This is a genomic window from Aquimarina spongiae (genome assembly GCF_900141785.1).
Taxonomy (GTDB): domain Bacteria; phylum Bacteroidota; class Bacteroidia; order Flavobacteriales; family Flavobacteriaceae; genus Aquimarina; species Aquimarina spongiae.
The window spans coordinates 1-26,830 of the sequence record NZ_FQYP01000007.1; the positions used below are offsets into that span (position 1 = coordinate 1).

6 protein-coding genes are annotated in these 26,830 nt (G+C 40.5%); all 6 read right to left on the reverse strand.

Annotated elements, in window-relative coordinates:
• Positions 1–1,925: DUF5060 domain-containing protein (locus BUE24_RS15670; RefSeq protein WP_073317673.1), on the reverse strand; the 1,925-nt coding region annotated here is incomplete at its 3' end.
• 118 nt (positions 1,926–2,043) lie between these two features.
• Complete coding sequence (locus tag BUE24_RS15675) at positions 2,044–6,969, reverse strand: glycosyl hydrolase family 8 (protein ID WP_073317675.1); 4,926 nt, start codon at positions 6,967–6,969, stop codon at positions 2,044–2,046.
• 18 nt (positions 6,970–6,987) lie between these two features.
• Positions 6,988–10,317: a PKD domain-containing protein gene (locus BUE24_RS15680; RefSeq protein ID WP_073317678.1), complete on the reverse strand. Its 3,330-nt coding sequence runs from the start codon at positions 10,315–10,317 to the stop codon at positions 6,988–6,990.
• A 132-nt stretch (positions 10,318–10,449) separates the two neighbouring features.
• On the reverse strand, positions 10,450–17,415 hold the full coding sequence (locus BUE24_RS15685) for a PKD domain-containing protein (protein ID WP_073317680.1): 6,966 nt from the start codon (positions 17,413–17,415) through the stop codon (positions 10,450–10,452).
• Between the two features lie 125 nt (positions 17,416–17,540).
• Positions 17,541–19,931, reverse strand: coding sequence for a cellulase family glycosylhydrolase (locus BUE24_RS15690; protein WP_073317683.1), 2,391 nt, complete (start codon positions 19,929–19,931; stop codon positions 17,541–17,543).
• Between the two features lie 58 nt (positions 19,932–19,989).
• A complete protein-coding gene (locus BUE24_RS15695; protein ID WP_073317685.1) occupies positions 19,990–26,667 on the reverse strand; it encodes a glycoside hydrolase family 48 protein in 6,678 nt (2,225 codons plus the stop codon).
• Positions 26,668–26,830 lie beyond the last annotated feature (163 nt).

Genomic DNA, 26,830 nt, shown 5'->3' on the forward strand with positions numbered 1-26,830 from the left:
CGAAGATCTCCGTTGTTAAAACGAGTGGTTCCTTGCAAGTAAGCGTCTTCTGAAGCAATAGCTACTTTGGTATTATCACATCCACCGCCGTTTCCATTTCCATCTTTGCTAGTGATTAAAGCTACCCAATCATTATTATCTGGAGCTACCAGATTACCACCTAAGGTTGTTTTGGCGGTAAGGTTTCCACCAGCTCTTGGATTGTACCATTGTACATCATACTTATTGTTCCCTGCAGGTAAACTTAGTCCTGTAGATCCTCCATTTGGACGATATACAGCGTATACATTTCCTGCTTTGGCCAATACATAGTCATTGTTATCCGAGGTAACACCATCTGCACTAACCATATCTACCATGGTGCTTTGCAAATGATCATTAAAGAATTTTAAAGCATAACCACCTTCTTTATATTTCTTCCCTCGTTTTCTGTGATCATTACCGTTGATATCACCATCGTCGTTGGTATATCCGCTATAGTACTCTACTCCGGTTCCTCCGGCCATAAGAGTTCCCCAAAGTACTCTATGTCTCACTTCTTTGTCAGACACTCTAACTCCGGTAGAAGCTGGGCCTTGTTCATCATTGGCTACTACCCATTTTTTACCTGCGTTTCTCGATTTCTCTAACCATCTTTTTACATCGTTATGTACATTGTTCTTTCCGGTTTGTATCGATGCTCCGGTTAGTTCAGAATTGTTTCCTAATAATGGATTGTAACGCTGATCTTGCTCTCTAGGGTAAGTATGTATCACGATATTGTGATCATATGGATCTACATTTTTGATATATGCTGCCGTAGCTTTGGCCACGTTATCTGTCAATGTAGTCTCCTCAGTCAAATTCCAGTTCAAAGCTAAGTGGTGCCCAAAACGTGCAATAAGTTCTCTGTAGTATAACTTGCGTTCTCTTCCAAAGTTATTCCCATCCATTTTATTGTCGTTCTCGGTCTCCATGGTTTTAAAATGCAGGTAAATTCCCTTTTTATCTGCATACTCCATGATCTTTTCCCACTGATCCGTTTTTGAAACATCAAAACGATCGTGATGTACTTTGTTCCACTGTTGACCTCTGGAGGTATTTCCATATTCCTGCTCAGACACTTTCAGCACATGAGGAAAAACTGCTCCTCCATCACCATCGGTGTTCCAGGTTAAGAAAGACATCACATTGGCTCCTTCGCCAGAAAGGTAATTGATCACCCCTAACATTTCGGTACCTTTACCATTTCCCCAGGTATATGCGCTTGCATCTGCTGCTACATAATCCCTTTGGTGAGGCTGCCAGGTTTTGCTTCCTATCTTATTCAAATTGTTATTAAAACTTGGCGTAGCATCAAAATCCACATAGTTCAATGCGTTTTCTGGAGAATCCGCTCCTGCTTTTACAAACCAAGGTCCATTTGGATTTGCTGGATTGGTTCCCACATGCTTTAAATAGTGTTGTCCTACATATTTCAGTCTTCCAAGTTCTTTACTTCTGAAATCTCTTCCAGACTTATCAGACTCTGCCACGTTGAAAGATCCAGTAGCACCGTTCATAAAGCCTGCTCCAGAACCTCCGCCGTTGATAGCAACGTTGGACCCCTGTTTAAAAGACACCGACCAGTTCCAGGCCCCTGTTTGATCTGGCGCAAAATGTACTCTCCATTTATTTCCTGAAGCACAACCATTATTTGCTGCATTCCCACAAGCAGCAAAATAACCAGGAACTTTGTAACTACGGTTACTTGCCTGATGTGTAAAGGTTACTTCCAGATTATAATCTGAAAATGGATTGGGGCTGGCCGTTTCTGAGGTGTTTGGCCCATTAAATGTCAAGGTAACTTTGTGCCACCTTTTTAATTCTCCTTCTGGGGTTTGGGCTTGTGCCAGTAACCCCAAAACGAAAAATGCAATTAAGCAATTAAGTTTAGTAAGTTTCATAATTAAATTGATTCTAGTTAAACGTATTATTATTTGTTTGTAATTAATTTTAATGACTCTCGTCATCCGTGTAACTAGGGGTAGTGCTTGCGAGGTGCCCACACCTCATGTTTATGATCTATCGGTGAATTATTATTTTTTTTCTGATTTGTGTATTTGTTTTATAGTCTACAATTTCTAAAATGTAGATCCCGGATTCTAAACCTTCTACAGGGATTACCGTTTGAATGTTTTGTTTTCTTTCTTCAATAAACTTTGTAGTAATGGTCAAACCTGTAAGGGTATATAGATGTAATTGTAACTGAGTGATTCCACTATGTTTTTGGAGCTCATCTTGCGATATATCTACATGAATATAATTTACCGCTGGATTAGGGCTTATCACTACATCCGTTTCTGCTATACCATCAGCAGTAGCATTGGTACAATCTGGAGAAATAGAGGAAGTACTAAAGTATATTGAAAACCCTTTCGATTTGGAAACCAAAACAAAATTGCTTCCATCCAATCCTACCCAATAATCTCCATCAAGCCCGGGAATCCCAGATGCTGTAATCAAAATTGAAGGTTGCAGTTCATCAAAACTATGGGTCACCTTAGGCAAGAGATCATTCCACCAATTTGGAATACCATCGTTGGTATTCATAGAAAATTGATAAAATCCATTATTTGTTTGGTCCCAGTTTACTTCAAACTTGATAATATTGCTTAAATCCGGACCACCATCCCCAAGAACGAATACATTCTCGAAAGCACTGTTGATTGATGGAAGCGCACTATCCAGCGGAGTACCAAAAGTGCAATCACCACCGCCACTACTTGCAGGATTTCGGAATACGGAAATCGAATTTGAAAAATCGAAATCTCCAACCAAGGTATTGATATTTGCATTCATAGTTAACCCTTGTAAACCATCTTCGTAACTCAAATTCCAAATAAGACAAGTCCCTGTACCAGTAGTATCAAAATCAACAGATTCAATAGTCACCGGTAGGCCAAGTATGTTATTTTGATCATCGGTAACCACCCATTGAGAGTTGGCTCCCCTATTACCAACCAACGAAATACCAGAAACATTATCAATAATACCATCTTCAACGATAAAAGAGAAAGGTCCACCAGAAATACTTCCCCCTTCGACTACAGGAGTAGGTGTTGTCCCTCCATCACAATTAGGTGCTATCACCGAAGTACTAAAGTAAATGGTAAATCCACCAGTTTTTGACACCAGCACGAAATTATCGGTGTCGATAGTAGCCCAATACGAACCATCTAAACCACTAAATCCAGAGTCGGTTATGGTAATTTCTGGTTCTGACGAATTGAAATTCTGGGTTACTTTCGGTAAAAAATCATTCCACCAGTTTGGTGAACCATCATTGGTACTCATAGAGAGTTGATACAATCCATTATTACCTACATCCCAATTGATTTCGAACTTGGTTACATTATTCAAATTTGGACCCCCATTCCCTAAAACGAATACATTCTCAAAAGAGGTGTTGATCGAAGGCAAGGGAGTTGCCAAAGGCGCTCCAAAAGCACAACTTACATTTCCATCGGTAACTGTAATAGTCTTGGTGATACTATCTGTTTGACCAGATGTATTCGTCACTACAAGCGTTACCGTATATGTTCCTAGACTAGTATAAGTAGTCGTTGTTGTTGCCGTTGTTGCCGTTTCTCCATTATCAAAATCCCAACTGTAGGACAAGCTTTCTCCTGAAGGATCGGTAGATCCAGTACCATCAAAAGTTATTGTTACCGGCGCCACCCCTCCATCTACATTGGAAACTATTGAAGCAATCGGGTTTTGATTATTGGTATTCGGCTTATATATCTTAAACTCTCCGGCCAGATGCATAAAACTCATCATGTACAGCAAACCATCGTAATATCGAAACTGTCCTGATGGTATCGACAATTCAAAGAGTTCATCCACAAAAGGCCAAATCTTGGCATCTTCCAACGCTAAACTCCCCACTGCATTACAGGCCACCAACCCAGGATTATGATCTGTATTTCTAGGTGTACCATCAAGTGTCCATAAACCAGGATAATTAGGTTTATCTTTAAAAAAGTCGATCTGTCTGTTGATCAAAGGTTGAATAGATGTTTTATTTTTCTGAAACCAGGCAAAATCAAACCCCATATTCATAATATTTCTCCAGGCATCAAACTCAAAATTCGCATGTGTCCCAATATTTTTAGGAGTCCCGTCGAATTCTGAATAATCAGGCATAAGACCTGTTACCGGATGTGCAGCTCTTGGTAAAAGATAGGTTCTACTCACATCAGCCATTTCTGACCAAAGCGTATTATTATTATCTGCATATAAAGCCCATATTTCATAAAATCCCGCCAAATGATATGAAGGATCAGTAAACGTAGCCGATGTACCACAAGGGGTAAAAACGATTTGCTTCTCTGTGAGATTAACAAGATCCGTAGGACATTGCCCACTATCTGAACTTGGTTTATTAAGCATACTGTCCAGGATATAATTAGCTTGCCCTCTATAATCAAAGACGTCAGTCTGCGGATCAAAATTACCATCAGCAACACTCCCCCATTTGGCATCAGCAAAGAACAATGCTGTGGCAAAATACTCTTCGCCGTCGGGAGCCGGATTTTGATCAATCATAGAAAAATCTGTTGTGGTTAACTGCCATGCAAAAAGCCCTTCTCTGGTAGTACCTGGTTGATGTTGACTATGTGTTTTTGCAAATTTCCATAGCTTATCAAATTGTTCTTTCTTATCCAATTGCACACAAATCATCATTCCGTACGACATCCCTTCAGATCGAATATCATTATTTCCCGTATCCAGAATATAGGCCATGTCATTACCCACTTCATAATACAAGCGCTCAGAATTCACATCTCCATTAACAAAGAATTGATTCCATATTTGATCCAGCCTTGTCGAAACTTCAAGAGTTGTTCGCCCAGATTCTACAAACATGTTTCTGTAGATATCGGTTGTAAATGAAGGTTGATCAGGAATAACTGGCGCAGGCCTGGAATCACCATTATTCACAGTTATTATTTTTTCTACTTTTGAAGTACTTCCGTTTCCATCATCAACAGTCAACATTACCGTATAAGTACCTGGATCCACAAACGTCATTGAAGGAGTTACGGCGGTAGCCGTTTGCCCATTTCCAAAATCCCATGCATATGTTAAAGTATCACCATCTGGATCTGAAGATGTGGAAGCATTAAAATCAACTTCCAAAGGCGCTGCACCAGAGGTTACACTTGTAGTAAATGCAGCAACAGGAGGATTGTTTGTTGTATCTCCTTCTTTTGTAAAAGTCATTGTAGAGAAGTTAAACGAACCTCCATCTATAAATATTCGCATCACCTGTTCTCCTGCATTGAGCGTTACATTTGAAATCTTTTGAGGGATGTAGCTTATCCATCCACCTGTGGAAGCTACCTGTTGAATTCCGGTAACATCAATTCCATCAAATTCTAAATGGTAAGCCCCTGTAGATACTGCCGAAGCTACCAACACATCAATAGTATACGTACCTGCTTGCACTACATCTACGGTGTATTCTATCCACTCTCCTGTAGCGGTATATCCAATATTTCCACCATCACCTCCAGATTCGGTATCCACATCTTCTTCTTGTCGTATACCGTCACCTTCATTTCCTACGGTAGTATCATGATAGGCAACCACTTCGCCGCCCAGATCAAAAGAAGTAGCCTTTATTTTCCCTGGGATACTTTGTGGTTGTCCGTTTACATAAGGCACCTGTGGTGGTAACGGTATTGCCGAAAAAACCACATCGATCGTATGATCACTGGTGACATTCGAGAATGTATGAGTACTTATTGCTCCCAATGAACTCCCATCTACTACCACATCTTCAATCTTAAAGCCTCGATCCGCTGTAATATCAAATATCTGGTTATCATTTTCAGAAACAATAACGTCTCCCGAAGGCGATATACTACCTCCTGTACCAGCTGATGCTACAATGGTATAAGTAACTCCACAAGCAGGAATACCTGGGTTTATCATCGATTGCGGAATCACAGAGGTGTTTTGTATAGAATTTACATCGGTTACGCATATTTCTTCAGCAAAGGTTGTTGCCCAATTTCCAAACACTCCATCTGTTGTGATATCTAATTCGCTATTGGGTGCTCCACAATCATTATTATCTACAGCCCCCCATGACCAGCTTAGCCAACCGATTTTTTCCTCTTCCAGTCTTTTGATCATTTCTTTGTATGGGAAACTTTGCCCACAAGCCACTGGAGAAGCTACTTTCTGCGGACCTTCACCTATGATATAGGGAAGTTCTTTTTGTCTCGCATCAAGAATCATGGCATTAAGACGATCTATTTTGGCTTGATCATCACCATTGGTCCAATAGGTATGTACCGCAAAAATGATATTGTGCAACGGGTCAAATTCTAACAATTCTTTTCCTCCTTCAAGAAAATAGCGTTCCTGATTTCCATAACCCCCACAATCTATCATCAAAGGGGTATCTACTCCTGCATCTCGCAGTTGTGTAATCGCATCTTTGTAATAATTTACCCATTGGGCGGTAGACTCGGATCCATTCCCAACCTCATTTCCGATATTAACGATTAACCATTTTTTATACTTTTGAATGGTTGCCAAAACTGCTGGTTTTTTCCAATAATCCAACAATAGTTGAAGTTTACTAAAATCACCTGTGGCATCATGTAATTCAGCCACAGGAACCATTTTATTCTTAATACTATTATTAATTAAAGCATCCAATTCATTTTCTGGACCTTCGGTTGTCCAAACCAATCGTACGGCATTGGATCCTGTTTTTGCTATTTCAGGAAGAATTCTTTCTCCTGTTCGGTCCTGAGACCAAACAAACATTTCGTTAACTCCTCTCATTACTATTTCTTCACCACAAGAAGAATAGATTTTATCTCCTTGGACACGTATAGTATTTTGCGAAAACACTTGTTGATTGTTCCATCCTAAAACCAATAGAGCAAACACCAAAAGTGTTTTTAAAAATTTACTTGGTATATTCATGATTGCTAGTGCTTGGTTTTATTTTATCACTTGTTTTACAATTGTCTTATCTCCTTTTTGAATTCTAACAAAATAGGTCCCAGGACGCAATGCACTAAAGTCAAATGATGTACTATTGATATCTTCTTGCACTTGCTTTTCCTGGAATACTTTACCAGAAAAATCAATCACCTTGATGTTTGTATTTTTAAAAGATGCTGTTGTATTTACCACTAGCTCGTTTATTACTGGATTTGGTGAGACAATAACTTTTGAAGACGCTATCGTAGCAGGAACAGCAGCAGGTTCCAGACCCCAAATCAAGTTTCCATTTTGATACATGGTAATTTTATCATTAGCCATGTAATCCAATGCTGTTGCATTAGACGAGTAGTCATCGGACTCATCAAAAGGAGTCCAATTTGTTTTGGCAAAACGCCCTTGTATCGGACCAGAATTTTGCGATGCACTTATACTTCCAGCAGCTGGATCAAAAGATATTTCGAGATAATCCATTCCATTGGCCTCTCCAAAAACTCCATTTACAAAACCACTACCCAACTGGGCCCAATCGCACCAGAAATTAAGATTGCTATTCTCTTCTGAAGTGAACCAATATCTAATCGTAAGATCACTATAGGTTACAGCCTGATTGCTGTTATTCACAATTCTCAAATGAGGATTGATCATATTATCAGTGGTATTTCCTCGCCCTCCATCTTTATACTCAATAGCTAAATCAGACACGACTGGTTCGTCGATAACGGTAATCGTAACAGATGCTGCATCCGTCCCCCCTTGCCCATTATCCAAGGTTAATACAACAGTATATATACCTGCCGAAGTGAATGTATGAGTTGCTAATTCTCCAGTAGCAGTATTCGTATCTCCAAAATCCCAGGCATAACTCAGTACATTCCCCTGCGGATCCAAAGATCCTGTAGCATCAAAATTTACAATAAGTGGTGCTATACCAGAAGTCACATTTGCAGTAATACTGGCTATTGGGTTTCCGTCTGTAATCGTTATGGTTTTGGTTACAGAATCATCAAGTTTACCATCATTTACAGTAAGTTGTACCGTAAACGTACCTACCGTATTAAATAGGTAAGAAGCAGTTACTCCTGTCGCCGTATCTCCGTTTCCAAAATCCCAGGTATACGTTAAGGTATCATTGTTAAGGTCTGTAGACGATGAAGCATCAAAAGTAATGGTAGCCGGTGCAATAGCGGAATCTGTATCTACTACAAAAGAAGCCACCGGAGGTTGATTAGGATCAGTAACGGTAATCGTAATGGTATCGGTATCGGCATTACCACTAGGATCACTAACTGTTAAGGTTACTAGTTGATCCCCGAATTCGGTAAATTCGTGATCTATAGCAGCTCCTGTTTTGGTGATTCCATTCCCTAAATCCCAAACATAGGTCAATACATCTCCATTAGGATCTGTAGATCCAGAACCATCAAAAGAAACTAATAATGGTCCATTACCAGATGTGGTACTAGCTGTGATCAAAGCCGTTGGTGTATTTACGGTAGTTCCCGGTTCAATACCACTAATCAATTTCCCATTGAGGTACAGCGCTACTTTTTCCCATACGGCAAAGTCTTTTTTGGTGCCATCATATGAGTAATCGTTTGCCTGATTTGTTATAGACCAAGTGCTGTTTGCTATTTTGGGCTCCATTCTACCAGAGCCATCATTTCTTCCCAATAGCCCTGCAGCAGGATCAAAAGTAATTTCAAGGTAATGCATGTTACCTTCGGTATTTACTATAGTGCCTTTGATATTTTCACTTCCGATCATGGCATAATCCACAAAAAAGTTAAGAGGTAAGTCTTCTTCGGTTTCAAACCAATATCTGATACTCAAATCGGCATATGGCACATCATCTGAAGAATTATTAAATATTCTGAAATGTGGTTTTATGATATTGCTTTCTACGGCAGTTGATGCATCTTTATATTCTAATGTTAAAATACCTTCCCCTCCTATCTGAATATTTCTTGCAGAAGAGGTTTTGGTCACCCCATTTACCCCGGTTGCCACTGCAGTAATCTGGTATTGACCATCTGGCAAATTATTTAAATCCAACTCGTAAGGAGCAAAAACATCTTCTCCTACCAACGCTCCGTTACTAAAGAATTCTACTTTGGCAATGGTATTGTTTTCATTTAATAAATTGGCTTCAATATGTACCGGACTCCCAGACACAAACTTATCTCCTGATTTTGGAGAACGCAGAGAAAGGTAAATCGCTTCTCCTCCCGACATTTCTTCCATTCGGAGTGCATGTTCTTTATAGATCGCAACCTCAACATCGCCTTCAAAAACCGCGAACTTATCTCTTGGAGTATTATTATCCGGGAACCACCAAAAACCACTAGCTCCGATCTTATTTTCTTCGATAAAGCTATACATCTCCTCCCACCATTCGTAACGTTCTTGTATTTCTACATTGAATTCGCCGATGTATAAGGGTTTTTTGATGATATTATGGGATTCGTCTGCCCATTGTGCCATTAATTGCATGGTTTGCTCCAAAGTAAAGTTGGACCAGCTCTCGCGTATATATGGGTGAGCAGAAGTAAAATCAACATAAGGAGATTCATGTATTTTGATGAAATCATTCCCTTCGTCTCCTCCAAATCCATATTTTAAACCGTGTGCCTCAAGACCTGTCCCTAGCAAATGGTTGGGATCTATGGTTTTAATAAAAGCACCCATTTCGTCTACCCAAGCCCTTAAGGTTTCTGATGCCAAATCGTCTCCAAATCCTTGATATCTGGGTTCATTCATAAGCTCCCAAGCTAAGATGGTAGGGTCATTTCGGTATTCGACTCCATCATAATGGTTTACCCTGGTGATGAAGTACTCTACATAATCCTTGTATCCTTCTATAGCGGATCGATTGGTGAAAAACTGTCCTTGATCATGTATCCCCGCTCCTTGTACATCAATCCCTTCCCATTTCAGGCGGTCTTTGATTCCTCCATAGTCATTCCAGTAATTTTCGAGCGCAACGATTAACTTGATTCCGTTGGCCTCTGCGGATTTTACTACATAATCGAATAATGAGAATTGCCCTTCGCTGTATACTCCTTTTTGAGGTTCAAAACCGTGCCAGTCTTCATGACTAAATCCCCATAATCGAACCACTCGTACTCCATTGACATACAAACGCCTCATATGTTCATCGATACGATCTTTATCCATAAATTGAGTTTCGATATCACCACTAGATGATCCGTAAGTGAAGAAATCATAAACGTTGGCTCCAGAAAAATAGAATGGTTTTCCGTCTAACATAAATTTATCTCCTTCGGTATAAACAAAACCTGCTGGAGGGGTCGTTTGTGCAGTCATAAAACTGACATTTAGAATCAAAAGAAAGCTCACTAAGAGTATCTTTCTAATTGCTGTTATTTTCATTTTTTTGTGTTATAGTTAGTTGGTGTTCTTGTACTTTTTTATACACTGATTTATCATCAGTGAGCATTATTTATATTTCAAAATTTGCTTCACCACAGTAGCTCCTGCATATTGTATTTGCATGAAATACATTCCTGATTCTATACCGTCTGTAGCCAAAGTGATTTGAGATGTATCTTGTTGTATTTGATGAGATTGTATGATTTTCCCGTTAAGATCAATGATGGTAATACGAGCTCCCTGAAGGGTCTTTGGGTTGCTAATAGTAATCTGATCGACAAAAGGATTTGGTGACGTTACTACCTGTAACTTTTTATCATTGTTCGTGGCTTTTACAGCGTTTTCACAACCTGGTGCTGCAGCTGCATTACTGAAGTATATGGTAAAAGTTCCTGCTTTGGATACCATCACAAAATTATCTCCATCTTTTGCCACATAATACGTTCCATCAAAGTTGGTGATACCGGTCCCGGAAAAAGTAATTTCTGGTTGTGCCGAATTAAACGTTTGATTTGTACTATTGGCGATCAAATTCACCCACCAATCTGGCACACCATTATTAGTGTTGATCGATAATTGCCATAGCCCGTTATTTTCCAGACTCCAATTGATTGTAAAATTGGTCACATTACTTAAATCAGGCCCACCTGTACCCAATACATACATGTTTGAATAGGTACTATTTTCGATCGTAGGTAACGGATTTGCAAGTGGTGTTCCAAAGGCACAATCATTACCCCCAACCACAGGTTCTTCGATTACTATGTTCTGGGTAGTTGTATCTGAAATACCATCTGCATTAGATACCGTTAGGCTTACTACGTAGTTTCCTGCAACCGTATATTCATGAGCTACCATTGCTCCTGCATCAGAGGTTCCATCACCAAAATCCCAATCATAGGACAATACACTATTATCTGAAATTGTAGAACCAGACCCGTCAAAATTAATGATCGCAGGCGCTGTAGCAATTGTCGCATTTGCTACAATATTGGCTGTAGCCGTTGGAATTGAAGGGTCAGTTACCGTAATGGTAACCGTTTCTGAAATATCAGAATTTGCCGCATCACTGATGGTAAGCACAACCGCATAAGATCCTGTTTGTGTATAAGTATGCGAAGGATTTTGTGCGGTACTTACATTTCCATCCCCAAAATCCCAAGAGTAGCTAATCACAGCATTACCAGGAAACACAGAAGATGAACTATCAAAATTGACTACCAATGGCACAGTTCCCTGGGTTGGTGTTGCCGTAAAATTAGCTTCCAAAACAGGTATGGGATTGGTTACAGTGATCCGCACGGTTTCGATATCTGTACCTCCTTTGGAATCATCGACCGTGACAACCACATCGTAATCTCCAGCTTGTTGATAGGTATATGCTACTACCCCTCCCGTGGCGGTATCTCCATTTCCAAAATCCCAGTTGTAGGTCAACACATCTCCATCGGGATCACTAGACCCAGAAGCATCTAAGTTGAGTGCTAGCGGAGGAACACCAGAATTTGTATCTACTGTAATGGTCGCTGTTGGAATTCTATTAGGAGTTGGCACATTATTGCCATCTGGCTCCAGCCCCCAAACCAAAGTACCTTTGTAGTATAAGGTTATCAATACATGAGGTTGTAGCGAGGTTTTCCCTGCATCATACGAGAAGTCGTTAACTTGATTGTGTGTTTGGAAATTAGAGTGATGTAGTCTTGTTTGAATAATACCTGACTTTCCATTGGCAGGTAAATTTCCTGAAGATGCATTAAAACCTAATTCAAGGTAATTTTCTGCTCCTTGAGTTCCAAAAGTCCCAGAGACTCCGGTCACTTGAGCATAATCTATATTGAAACTCATAGGTGTATCATGCTCGGGAGTAAACCAATACCTAACTTTAAAATCACTTAGTGGTAAACTTTGTGCAGACTCACTAACAATTTGGAATATAGGTTTTAACTCTGAAGTCGATACGGATGAGCTATTATCACTATATTCTACACTAAAATCAGTATCGGGCAGATTATTAAATCGTTCATCTACCGTTATTGAAATTTCGGCAGGATCTCCTGTGATTTCTCCGTTGGCTTTGGCTAATACCAATTTGATGGTATGTTGTCCTTCGGGAAGATTGGATACCGCAATTGGTGCTATCGAAAATACTGATCCTTGCTCTATATCATCAATGAAGTATTTGACATGTTGCCCACCTGGAGCAATATCCCACAAAAATGTTGAGAATTCAATAGAAAAATCCGGGCCTACCAATCCACCATTAGAAGGGGATTCGATGATCGCTGTCGGATTTTGAGGTAAAGGATCATTGGTCACAATTACAGTAATGGTTTCTCCAAGATCCGTTAGAGAATTATCACTTCGTTCCATCTGTAATGTTAACTCATGAGGTCCCTCAGATAATGCGGTGGCATCTGTAAATTCTCCTTCTGCATCAATTAATCCACGATCACTACCATCGATTCTAAATCGAAGTTTGTATTGCTGCGACGGCAGATCCCAACCTTCAGTTTCAAAATTGATTTGTAAAGGTGTATTGACCAATTGCCCATCTGTTGGGGATTTGAAATACACATCGGGTAATGGTCCGATTGGAGTCGTTGCATCTCCCCCGTGTAACGTCCACAGCACTGCGGCATCAAACATTTTGAGCCCCTGATCGGTAAGCAAATGCATAAACTGATCTCGAAGTGGAAAAGCCACTCTACGAGAAGGAATTGAAATACTAGGTTCATACCCAAATAGTATCGGTTTTGTACCTGCTTTGGCAATCACTATAGCTTCGTCTGAAGGGTTCCCAAATGGCAAACTTTGTGTAATCGAATATAAAGCCGTTTGTATACCAGCCCCTGCAGCCATAGGATGATCTGTAGCAGTAATGGTTACATTAGCAAATCCTTCAGGAGTGATCCCATACCCCGTGTTTAACTCTCCACTGGTCATTCTTAGTTTCCCGTACATAAAAGGATTCCAGGTCATCAGTGGGACTCTCGCTCCTTCCAGGTCGTTCCCTAGTTCTCTAGGATCTACCGTAGACGATACCAAGACCAAATCGAATGGGTTTGCAGATTGTGGACTTGTAGCTTCTTCGTCAGAAAACAAGGTGATTACAAATCCTAATTTTTGCTCCAATCGAGACTTAATTCGCTGATCTTCGACAGACAAATTATTCTTATCTCCAACCACAAACATAACCTTGATCGTGTTCTTGAATTTGGCATTGATCTCTGGTGTAATTGAGGCTGTTTTTCCATTATTATAAAACACTTTGGCCGCCATGGTATACGATTTCCATATAATCGGTTGCCAAGAGGATTCGAAAGGTGGAGTAGTTACCTCATCTACCAAATCATTATCTACATAATATTCAATCTTTGTAACTCCTTCAATATTGGTGTTCACACTTAGTTTTACTGGATCTGAAGTATCAATTTGAGCTCCATCTATTGGCGAGGACATTTCTAAATCTTGTGTAGATGTTACTCCAATTTCAGACCCGTCTATTTGTTTTATATAGGCTTCAAGCTGATCAATTTGAGTTTGACTTAAAGAAGATATGTTACCATGCGCATCTCCAGTATTATAGGTGGTAAGAACATCCCTGATGGTCTTTGCCGAACCATTGTGTAGGTATGGAGCTGTAGCCCAGACATCTTTTAAGGTTGGTACATCTATCCCTAGCAATTGTTTTTGCAAACGGTTACCACTATTGGCTACAACCGTTCCTACATCATGCAATTTACCAGTGTTACTATCGGTAAAGCTACTCCCTCCATGACAGGAGTTACATTTCAGATCTTCGAACAGAGATTTTCCTGCTACCCCTTGTGTGGTAAGAGATCCATCAGAATTTCGATAAGGACTAGGATCAAAGGTATTCAGTGATTCGATATAAGCGGTTAAAGCATCCAAATCTGCAGATTTCCCAACCTTAGGACTCCCAAGAGATAAGGCAGTGGTTCCATCATTAAAATCGGCATTACTCATAAATCCTTGCCCCTTAAAATGGAATCGAATATCATTCTCAAAATCCTGAATTTCATCAAAATTGGCACTCCAATGCACTCGTCCATGCCCAGTACCTGCTCGTCCGATTAACGAAATTGTATTCCGTAAACCTTCTCCTCTATCTGTAAAATCCCAGGTTCTTCCATCTTGAGTACCGTCGATATGACAACTAGCACAACTTATATATCCATCAGTACCCATTTTTAGGTCTGCAGCATCATAAAAAATTTGCTTCCCTTTAAGTACTGTAGCACTAAGTTCTTCTTGACTTACCGTAGTAATATCAGATACTTTTTCTAAGGTTACGGTACCATTTTTGATCATTTGTTCTGCATCAAAAACGGTTACCGATCGATCCATAAAATTCTTTACAAAGAGTCGATTGGTTACAGGATCAACAACAAGTCCTTGTGGTGCTTTACCTACATCCATTTTTAATAGTTCCATGCCCCGTTTTGGATCTATCACTACGATCCGATTATTCCCTTGCATGGTTACAAAAAGGTAGTTACCACTAGGGCTAAATAAAGCAGAAGACGGCTGCCCATGATTGTCAATATCCAACCTACTGGGGAGTATTTCGGTACTGGTGACCAAATTAATTGGAGATATTGCTGTTCGAACAACATTATCAAATGTTAGGGGCTGACCGTCTCTTGCCAAACCTCTTAAAATATTATCTTTTTTGGCCACAGACCAGGCCGTTTGATTATTAGGGTGTATTGTTACGCCGGAAATGTAGTTAGGTAACCCTCTTCCTGCATTTCCATTATCCTGTGTAAAATCATCAAGGGGCAAAGAAATGGTGTTTTTGAGAGTGCGGGTGTTGATATCCACTTCCCAAATTTGCCCTTCACTATCTGGAGATATAAATCGGGTAACTAATAAAGTTTCACCATCTCCTGTTATACCTAATGCTCTTGGTGTATCCCCGATACTAAAGGATGTACTTACCGAATTGGTTTGCGAAGAAACTTCTATAATATTTCCAGACCCGAATCCAGAAACGAAGCCTTTTTCTCCATCAGGAGTAAAAACCATTCCGTATGGTCTGGTTCCTTTGTTCAGGACAATTGTTTTTTGTACGGTTCCTTGCGTATTTAGAATATACAATTGATCAGAATCTCTACAACTCACCCAGGCATTGCTATTCTTATCTATCGCAACACTAATAGGATCTTTACCTACAGTAACTTCCTTGATTATGGAAAGGTTATCTGCATTGATAAGTGTCACCGAATTATTATCCGGGTTTACAGACCATACGATTCTATTGATTTCATCTACGGCAATTGGACTGGATTGGGTAGGACGAAGAGCAGATAGATTTCCTGTTATTACCAAAGATTGCGAAGCTACAGCAAATCCTCCGTTGTTATCGCTTACCTGAACCTGAACGGTATAGTTACCAGAATCTGTGTAGGTGTGCGTAACCGTATTACCCACCCATTCGGTCTTTGGAGAGCTATCTCCAAAATCCCATCGATAATTGAGGGTATTTCCTTCTGGGTCTGAAGCCTCGGCAACAAACTGAATCTGAGTTCCCGTAGTAACAGGCGAGGGTTGATCCAAGTTAATCCCAGTAATACTCGGCGACTGATTGGAGGCATCTCCTCCTGTAGTGAAATAGAAAATATATTCTTCCATCCCGTTACCCACTGCATCTTTGATTCCTCCTTCTACAAATTTTACTTCGTACGTAGTATTAGGTAGTAATTCTTCTTTTGGGGCGTAATTGATAACCTGATAAGAGGTTGTGGTTACATCTCCACGTATTGGGTCACCTCCCAGAGGACTTACCTGAATGGTTTGATCATTGAGTGTTAAATCATTTAGCGTTTCATTAATTACAAAACCTATGGTGGTCGTAATAGGTTGATTGATGGCTCCTGCTATAGGAAAGTGATGCCCTACAGAGGGCGGGTTAGTATCCAAACCATCTTGATGTGCAAAAATGGAAGTTTTATCATCTCCACTCGCTACCAAAATATGTCCAATAGGCATCCATTGATTATCGATAAACTGAAGGGTTTCATCACTAGATGGAGGAAAAAATTCCTGTTCAATCTCCATCGTTTCAAAATTGAATTTTACTCCTCTGTCAAATCTTCCGGAAAAACCAAATTCATCCTGAAAAATCATATAACGCCCTAGTGTAATTTGATCTGAATGCAGGCTGAATCCTCTTTTTACATCGGTAGGATCGCTAATATCAAATCCAACCAAGGCATCAGGTCCCTGATTTCCACTCATAAATACCAGGTAATTTCTCCAGAGTTGAATCCCAGTACTATATTGCTCATGAGGAATATCTCCTCCAAATGAGCCTAAAAATTTGATGTCATTTGGATCTCCAAAATCAAAAACAGTAATAGCTCCGGTTTGCGGAGCGTAAAATACATAGTTCCCCACTCGGACCACAACATCGGGCACCGCAGCAGGCACAGGAATATCATCTACTTGTACTCCAGATCTCATGTCAAAAACACGACTTCCAACAATGGTATGGGGGAAAGTTTCTAAATTATCGTAATTCGCTTGTCCGTCTTGTACCGTATACAAAATATCAGAAGCTGTCACGGGTTTACGATCCAACATGTCTGATAAATCAAGGTATTTATATCCTGTTCCTTGTACTTCGGGCACAGAATATTCACGGTAAAATAGATCTCCTTCCAGTTTCCACCAGCGATGTCCGTTATTGGCTGCATCGCTAAACTGAACTCTTTTGGGTGCTGTAGGATTCGAAACATCCCAGATTCCGGTTCCAGCTTGACCGTTGATCATTAAATAGTTTCGGTGATAAGTATTGATTCTGTCTCCTTCAGGGAAATTGGCAAGAAAAGTCCCTGCAGGCCAGGTTTGTGTTGTCATTTCAGGCCCCTTGGTGCCATCGTACACTTGTCTTACTGACTTTACCACCAGACCGAAGGAAATAAACACGGCAATGGCTATCCACAAGCGATAGTTCGTTTTTTTAAAAAGCATAAGCCAGCTAGCTCGCTTTTTATATGCAGGCTTCATAGTTATGATGAGTTTGTGTTTGCATGGGTTCCTAAAAACCCATTAAGTCTTAAGAGAATGATTAGGTGTAAGGGAGGAAGCTTTGAGCTTCCTCCGCTTTGGTTTTCTTTTCAGAATTGATCTATCTATTTTTTAATAAACTGTTTGGTTAAGGTTTGTTTGTTTTGATATGTTTTAATGAAATATAATCCTGAATTAAGTTCAGAAATATCCATGGTCATTTGTTTTGTGGCTGTATCTATAGTGGTTGATTTTATCACTTTTCCTGTCATATCGATAATAGTAATCACACTTCCTAGCATGGATTCGTTTCTAGAAATGCTGATTTGGTTGATCACTGGATTCGGAAAAAGTTTTATATCTGTAAATCCAATAGCTTTACTAGCACTTTGACAAACCGGAGGGGTCCCACTATTGCTAAAATAGATGGTAAAGTTTCCTGTTTTGGAAACCATAACGAAGTTAGTGCCATCCATAGTCACGTCGTATGCTCCATCAAGGTTGGCAAAACCGGTTCCAGAAAGCGTAATTGAAGGTTGTGCACTATTAAAAGTTTGACTGGTAGTGTTACTCAACAGATTATTCCACCAATCTGGCACACCATTACTGGTATTCATAGAAAATTGCCACAATCCGTTATTCGTCAGGTCCCAATTAATCGTAAAATTGGTTACGTTACTTAAATCGGGCCCTCCACTACCAAGTACATGTGCATTGGAGTATGAATTATTAGCAATCGTTGCTAATGGATCGGCTTGAGGCGCCCCAAAACTACAATCTCCACCTGGTGGATTTGACGCTGTAATTGTAACTGAAGTAGATGCGGTATCCGACACTCCATCAGGGTTAGTAGCGGTTAATGTTACCGTATAATTTCCTGCTGCCGTATATTCGTGAGCCACCGTAGCACCATTTCCTGTACTCCCATCTCCAAACACCCAAGAATAGGTTAATGCACTACCATCTGAACTTGAAGATGCAGATCCATCAAAAGAGATGGTCACAGGAGCAACTCCTCCTGTGCTACTTGCTACTATATCAGCTACAACAGTTACCGGAGTCGTATTACCCACTGTAATGGTTGAGTTTTGCGTATCGTTTAGAGCTCCATCACTTACGGTAAGTGTAACCTGATAAGTTCCTGATTGAGTAAACACGTGAGAAATTCCAACTCCTGTAGCCGTGGTACCATCACCAAAATTCCAGGAATACGACAGCGTATCATTATCGGGATCAGAAGACCCTGAAGCATCGAATTGTACTGTTAAGGGAGCATCTCCCGAAGTAATATCTGTAGTAAAACTTGCTACTGGTGGTCGATTACCGTTTCCTCCTACCACATTAGGAATAAAAGGGGCGAAATGCGGTCTTAATACATCCATTTTCCATTCGTTTACCGTAGACCAATCATCCGCCAAAATACCTCCGGTATCTCCAGAGTTAGGATTCATGGTCCAAAAGGTCCAGGAATAGATATCTCCCATAAAATTCACCCACTCCGTGAACCAGGTAAACGCAATACCATTGAAAGCATCCTGATCTTTAATACCAAATTCTCCAACAAAAATGGGAGATGTTTCGTTTTCGTATAAATAGTGGAAATGGTCTCTCCATATCTGAGGCATATTTTGAGGAAAATTAGAAGCGGTAAACCAATCCTGTGTGGCTACTTCTGGTCCATACTCATGAGCAGAATACATCAACTTGCTTGGATCTGATAATTGAACTGGGTACTGTTCCGCCCCCATCAATTGGCCTCCCCACCAGTAGGAATCTCCTTCAAATTCTCCTACACCTTCTACAATGATTAAAACGTTAGGATTCACCTCCAAAATGGCATTTCCACATCGTTCGGCCGCTTCGTTCCAATCGGTAGCAGGGTTGCTATTCCCCCAGGAAGAACCATGAGGCTCATTATTCAAATCCATTCCTACTACAGCAGAGAAATTTTTATATCGTTCTGCCATAAATAACCAATCGTTGATCCAACGCTCTTCAGAATATTCATCGGTGTACCAAAAGGCTTCATTTAAGAAGCCATCGGCTGCACGAGAGTGATTATCCAGTACAATTTTTATGTCGTTATCCTGACACCATTGTACAATTACGTCCATCAACTCTATAGGTGATGTGATGTTGGTTTCAACTTCATTCATAGGAGAAATACCAGTGTAGGGATCATTTCCATATGAAGGTATATCAATAGTAGCTCCGGGATTTAGCATTTCATTACACCACGGTACTCGAATCGTATTAAATCCCAAATCTTTGATCTGCTGAAGTACACTTTTGGTATCTCTGGTCCATATTCCATGAGGCATATAAAGTGAGGTCTCGAAACCAAACCAATTTACCCCGGTTAAACGTACTTCTTTTCCTGTGCTATCATACAGCTTATTTCCTGAAACACTTAGGAAATTTTGTTGCTGTGCAAGTGTATTATTAGTAGAAAAACCTATACATAGTACTCCTAATACTACGAAGGCTTTCTTTAAAAATCTAGTAAAGTTTTTCATGATATAAATAGTTAAAAAGAGAGAGGCGAGCAAACACCTCTCTCTTATATTCATCCTATTATCGAGTTATAATGATTTTCTTTCTGGTTTTTTGATTTGTATTAAAATCAACGATTTCTAATACATACAATCCAGAAGGCAATCCATTTACATCCATGCGAGTTTGTTTCTGATAGTTTTCTACGTACTCCATTTTGATAACGTTTCCGGTAAGATCCACTAATCTCAAACGCACATTTTCAAGTCCTTTTTTGGTAGAAACATCAATAAAACTTTTTGCCGGATTAGGGCTAGCGGTAACATCGATTTCTTTTACGACTTGTACAGATCCTGCAGAAGTATCATTGGCAAAGAAGAACCCATATTCTGCATTAGCAAGAGCTACTTCGATTTGCGCCCAACTTCTGTGGTAGCGTTGTGTATATTCCTGACCAGCATTATAGGCTGTTTCTAGTCTTGCAAACTCAGGATCATTTCTTAAATCTGATCTAATATCTAAGAAAGACACTCCAGGCTTAATTTCATCTCCATTTGGCATCGTTCCTGTAAATCCGTTTGGAACGAATACTTCTTGTTCGAAGATTCTAGCAAAATCACCGCGATCTTCTACTGATGAAACTCCTTTTTCGTCACGATACGTCACCCACATTCTATCCAATACCTCTTTAGCCAAGTCTCTGGCTTCAGTATCCAAAGTAGCATATTTGCGAGTTGCAGCAGCATAGTAAATCAAGGCTTTTGCCATAGAGGCTGCTACACCGAGATCTTGTCCGTAATCAGTAACTGTAACACTTAAGTTATTATTAGCCCCTGGACTCGTTGGATCCCAGGTATCAGGCTCTCCGGTCCATTCTAAAGTAGCAGGGATTTCAAAGTCATCACTTCCGATTAATCGAACTTCGCTTTTCACCCAGGTTGCCCACTTGTCCATCAAATTTTTGGCCATTGGATCGTTGGTGATATAGTAGTACTCTGCCACTCGCTCCATAGACCAGGCTTGCCATCCAAACCAGGTACCACTACCTGGATCTTCGTATACTGGGTTGTCATCATAGGCCATATCATAGAAAGTTGATTTACCAGCAGGATATGGACTGTAATCTCCATTCCAACTATTGGTTGCTCCACCGGCAATTGCTCCTTCTTTTGATTGTAACCAGGTATAAAACTCCATTTGTCTCTTCAAACTCTCTGTCCAGTCTCTAACTCCATTTTGTGAAGTTGGTTTTAACTCATCTACCTGAGTTAGTGCGTAAGCTGCAACTGGGTTTTGATATCCAAAGTGACAGTGGCTAGAACTAATTCTAAATGCCCATTGTGAAGCAGGATCGGCAGAACCACCCCAAGACATGTACCACGACATTAAATAGTGAGCACTGTCGTATCCAGATCCCGCTCCACTGGTTGCACTTTGTACACCTAGGGGCTTGAAATATTTATCAAACATTGAGATTCTAAGGTAATCTCCCATCTTGATTGCTTTATCTAAGTCTAAAGCCGAAAGGCTTGTACCTTGTTCTTTGGCATATATCTGAGCCCAGTACATTGCTTGTACCGCTCTGGCATCTGCATCAGGAGCACTTGTATAACGCCATTGCTTTGCATAATTCTGATCTAGAACGAAAAGTGGTAAGTATCCACTTGGTCCTCCCCAATCAAAACTCTCCCAAGAAGGGTGTGGTACAGTTTCGTATACAGACTCTTGCTCTCCTCTTTGGAAAGTATTGATGTATGAAGGCGTACTCACACCATCACCTCTGTTTCCGTATCCATAGAAGTTATCATTATCTAACAACCAGTGCATCTGATATACATCCGGCCCATAGGTTGCTGTTAGGTCTGAAGATACTGGATCCGCTCCTACTGGCGCACTAAATTCTAATGGAGCCGGATAATCGCTAGGTAATGGGAATTCACTTGCATATGCAGCCGGAGAAGACGGATTGTAAGCCGCATTTGTTGGCTGATCTGCAGTAGTTGGAATAATAAATTGTTCTATTTTATTCCAAACATTGTTCAATGGAGTCCAGTCTCCTGTTACACGTCCATTCATTACCTCAAGCCATAACCAGTATGAGTACAACTCACTTGTAGACTCGTGTCCATGGTCCGGTGCTTCTACAATTAATGTTTCTATTGAGTGGTGTGGAGAACCATCTGCGCTGAAATATCCATTGGCAGGATCATAGAACTCATTTCTCATTTCTATAAAACGATCAACATACTCATTATCTCCTGTTGGTGGATTGATAATGATATCGCCATCAGTAACGGTTATTGAAATTATGGCCTGATCTTGTCCGTTATTACCGTCATCTACTGTTAAGGTAGCCTGGTAATTCCCTGGAGCAGTAAATGTATTATCTACCGTTACACCAGTTCCTGTGTTTCCATCTCCAAAATCCCAGGTATATGTCAATGCATCTCCATCGGCATCAGAAGATCCGGAAGCATCAAAAGATACTAACAATGGCGCTTCTCCTGAAGTTGGCGTTGCAGAAATATCAGCAACTGGGTTTGTATTCCCTCCAGTATCACCACAAGTTGGTGCTGTAGCTGAAGTACTGAAATACAATGTAAAACCTCCTGTTTTGGATACCATTACGAAGTTTCCTTGATCTTCGGCAACCCAATAATCACCATCTAATCCTGTTATACCTGTTCCAGAGAAAGAAGCTTCTGGACTTGCTGTATTAAAACTATAGGTAAGACTACTTCTTAAATCTACATACCAATTAGGTTGACCATTGTTGGTATTGATTGCAAAAACATACAATCCGTTATTCGCCAAATCCCAGTTGATATTAAACTTGGTTACGTTATCTAAATTTGGTCCGCCATTTCCTAACACATAAATGTTTTCGAATTCTGCATTAATAGCTGGTAATGCATTTGCTATTGGAGTTCCAAAAGAACAATCTCCTCCTGTAGATACAGGATTTCTTACCACTTCGATACTATTTGATAAATCGAAGTCTCCAGCTAAGCCAGCAAGAGTTCCATCGGCAGCAAGACCGGTAATGGTTCCATTATAACTTAGGTGATAAATAAAACAAGAGCCAGCACCTGCACCATCAAAATCAACAGCTTCTGGTGTAGGTGGTAATCCTAATATTTTTCCTTGATCATCGGTAACTACCCACTGGCTAGTTTCTCCAACATTACCTGCAAGTGTTACTCCTGAAACATTATCAGCAATTCCATCTCCTACGGTAAAAGTGAATGGTCCACCTGTAATTGTTCCTCCATCAACTGTTGGCGTTGCCACAGGGTTTCTTACGACTTCAATACTGTTTGACAAATCGAAATCACCAGCCAAACCAGCAAGAGTTCCATCGGCAGCAAGACCGGTAATGGTTCCATTATAACTTAGATGATAGATAAAACAAGAGCCAACTCCAGCACCATCAAAATCAACAGCTTCTGGCGTAGGAGGCAATCCTAATATTTTTCCTTGATCATCAGTGATCACCCATTGGCTAGTTTCTCCAACATTACCTGCAAGTGTTACTCCTGAAACATTATCAGCAATGCCATCTCCTACCGTAAACGCAAATGGCCCACCTGCAATGGTTCCTCCGTCTACAGTTGGTGTTGCTACAGGATTTCTCACGACTTCGATGCTATTTGACAGGTCGAAATCACCGGCTAAGCCAGCAAGAGTTGCATCAGCAGCAAGACCCGTGATGGTTCCATTATAACTTAGGTGATAGATAAAACAAGATCCAACTCCCGCACCATCAAAATCAACAGCTTCTGGTGTAGGTGGTAATCCTAATATTTTTCCTTGATCATCAGTGACTACCCATTGGCTAGTTTCTCCAACATTACCTGTAAGTATTACTCCCGAAACATTGTCGGCAACTCCATCACCAACAGTAAAACTAAATGGACCTCCGGCAATAGTTCCTCCATTAACCGCAGGTGTTGTAACCCCACAATCTGGAGCTGAAGCTGCATTGGTGAAATACAATGTAAATCCACCTGTTTTGGATACCAATACAAAATTACCCTGATCCTGAGTAACCCAATATGCTCCATCTAATCCTGCTATACCGCTTCCTGATAATACAGCATCTGGATTTGCACTGTTAAAACTTTGCGTAAGACTGCTTCTTAGGTCTACATACCAATCAGGCTGTCCATTATTGGTATTCATTGCAAATACATATAAACCATTATTTGCCAAATCCCAATTGATTGAAAATTCTTGCAGATTATCCAAGCTTGGTCCGCCGTTTCCTAAAACAAAAACATTACTAAATCTATCATTAATGTTTTGCAAAGGATCCGCTGTTGGTGTACCAAAAGCACAGCTTACACTACCATCGATTGCCGAAATCGTTTTCGTATCGGTATCAATTTGTCCTGCTTGATTGGTAACTGTTAATGTCACCGTGTAATCTCCAATAGCAGCATACGTAGAGGTTGCAGTTACGCCAGTTGCAGTAGTTCCATTTCCAAGATCCCAGCTATAGGTAAGTGTGCCCCCAGCAGGATCTGAAGAACCTGATGCATCAAAAGTAACATCAAGAGGTGCCGCTCCAGCATCTGGAGTTGCGGTAAAAGCAGCTATCGGACTTCCATCGGTAACTGTTATTGTTTTATTAACCTCTGAAGAAATATTTTGCCCATCACTAACCGTTAGTGTTACCAAATAAGATCCTGGAGTAGAGAAGGTAATTGTTGGATTTACCAAGGATGATGTTTGCCCATTTCCAAAATTCCAATTGTAAGATAACGCATCTCCATTTGGATCTGAAGAAGCCGAAGCATCAAAAGATACATCTAATGGTGCGATTCCAGTTTCTGCAGAAGCTGTAAATGAAGCTGTTGGTGAGTTTCCTCCGCCTGGTTCCACACCTCCAGCTAATTGACCATCGGCATAAATAGGAACATTATCCACAATTTTTAATGTATTATCAATACCTGTTCTTGAATAATCATTTGTAGGATCCCAAGCACTCTCACTTGCAGAGCTAGGTATTCCTACTCGCATTTGGATTTCGCTTCTATATTCTCCTTGTCCTCCAGGAAAAGGCATATCTCCTGCATTTACTTCTACCTCAACGAAGTAAATATTACTCGCTGCATCCCATGCCTGTAGTCCTCCTACAGCATTTCCTGCCCCTCGAGCTGTTATTTCATAATCACTTGGAGTAAGTCCTGCGGCAACACCTTCAGAAATATCTATAAAATACCGTGCTGTTAATTTGTTAGGCACTCTGGCTGGCCATGCAGAACGGTTATTTAACCAGATAGCTACTTCAGTAAATCGAGAAGAAGTACTATTGATTTTTACCTCGTTTAGAAACTCGGCTCCAGGGGTTTCCGGTTGTGGGAAATTCGTTAGCGGAGTTCCTCCAAATTCCATCACCATTCTGGCAAGAACACCTTGGTAACAGGCGTTGTAATCTGTAGCCACTTCGTTCTCTACAAAATCAGACCGATCTTCTAGATAAGCATCATCAGGAGAATCAGGACCACCAATAAGTGCTCCCCAAAGTATGTGTCTAGACTCTGCTGGTATATCTTCACTTCGTCTCCAGCTGCTGTGTTGTCCTCTATGATGTACTTTGGTTGGTGGGTTGTTTCCAAAACCAGTTACAAAACTTCTGTTGATCGGATTATCTCCCAAAGCATACTTGACTTGTGCTACAGCAAAATCGTGATATTGTTGTTTCTTTGGCGTGGTCACATTATCACTATAAATCAAGGCCGTTAGTGCTGCATTCATAGAATGACGTAGTGATCCCCAACGGAATAAATGTGCCTGACCCCCTGGAGAGTAATTGATTCCTCCTCCTTGTTGCCAGAAGTCTAAATGACGTTCAGAATCTATTTTGTATTGTTCTTTTCCAGTCAAAATGGCTAATAAAACCATATTTCCATAGGCTTTATCATCCCAAACCAAACTCCACAAAAAGTCAGGTTGTGTATACTCTGCTTCTGCTTTATCCAGGTAGGTTTGATCCCCGGTAGCCTGATATAACCATAAAGCTCCCCAAACCAATTCATCTTCGTATGGACCTGCTGGATACGTAGGCCCTACTGGTGTTCCTCCATCGGTATGGTATGATCCTCTGTAGGTATCTCCAAATTCATATAATTCTTTGGCATGCTGTAATAAAGTAGCACTATAAGCAGGGTCGCTATCTTTAAAAATAATACTTGCCGACGCCAGCGCAGCTGCGGTTTCGCAACTAATCTCAGTTCCTGGATTAGCTGGGGTTAGCTTATGCGCTTTACGCACCCCGTACATTGGATGTACATCTACCATCTCTGCAGGCATCCAGAAATTGTGATCTTGCCCCTTTTCTGATACTTGGGAGTAAAATTCGTTTGGACTAGGGTGACATTTGATAAAATAGTCCGTTACCCACTTTACATTACGTTTAAAGATTTCGGTTTGATTGGTCGCATCGTACCCGTCTTTATATTGTAAATACCCCCAGTTAAGGGCGGTAACCGAGAAAGCCATGGGGAAACCAAACTTGATGTGATCTCCGGCATCGTGCCATCCCCCTGTGAGATCGAGACCTACATCTTGTCCATCATTAACCCCAGCATCAGCTCTCCAGCTGATTCGGTTCCAATCGGGTAAAATCCCTGATTGTTGTGTTTCATAGAAAAGCAATGATTTTTGTAAAGCTTCCCCATAATTAAACTGTGCAGTCAATGTACTACACCATAAGTACAATATGGCTATTGCACCTAGCTTCATAAAGTTTTTCATGAGTTGTGTTAGTTTTTAAGTTGATTTAAATTTTACGTCAAACCGCGTTGTTCCTTATGTGTTAGGAAGTCGAAGAAACAACTGGGGCTTGGTGTGTGCTCTGTATAATAAAGAGCTGCAAATCAGCGCTTTATAGACATCATTTTCCCGCAAAATTTATACG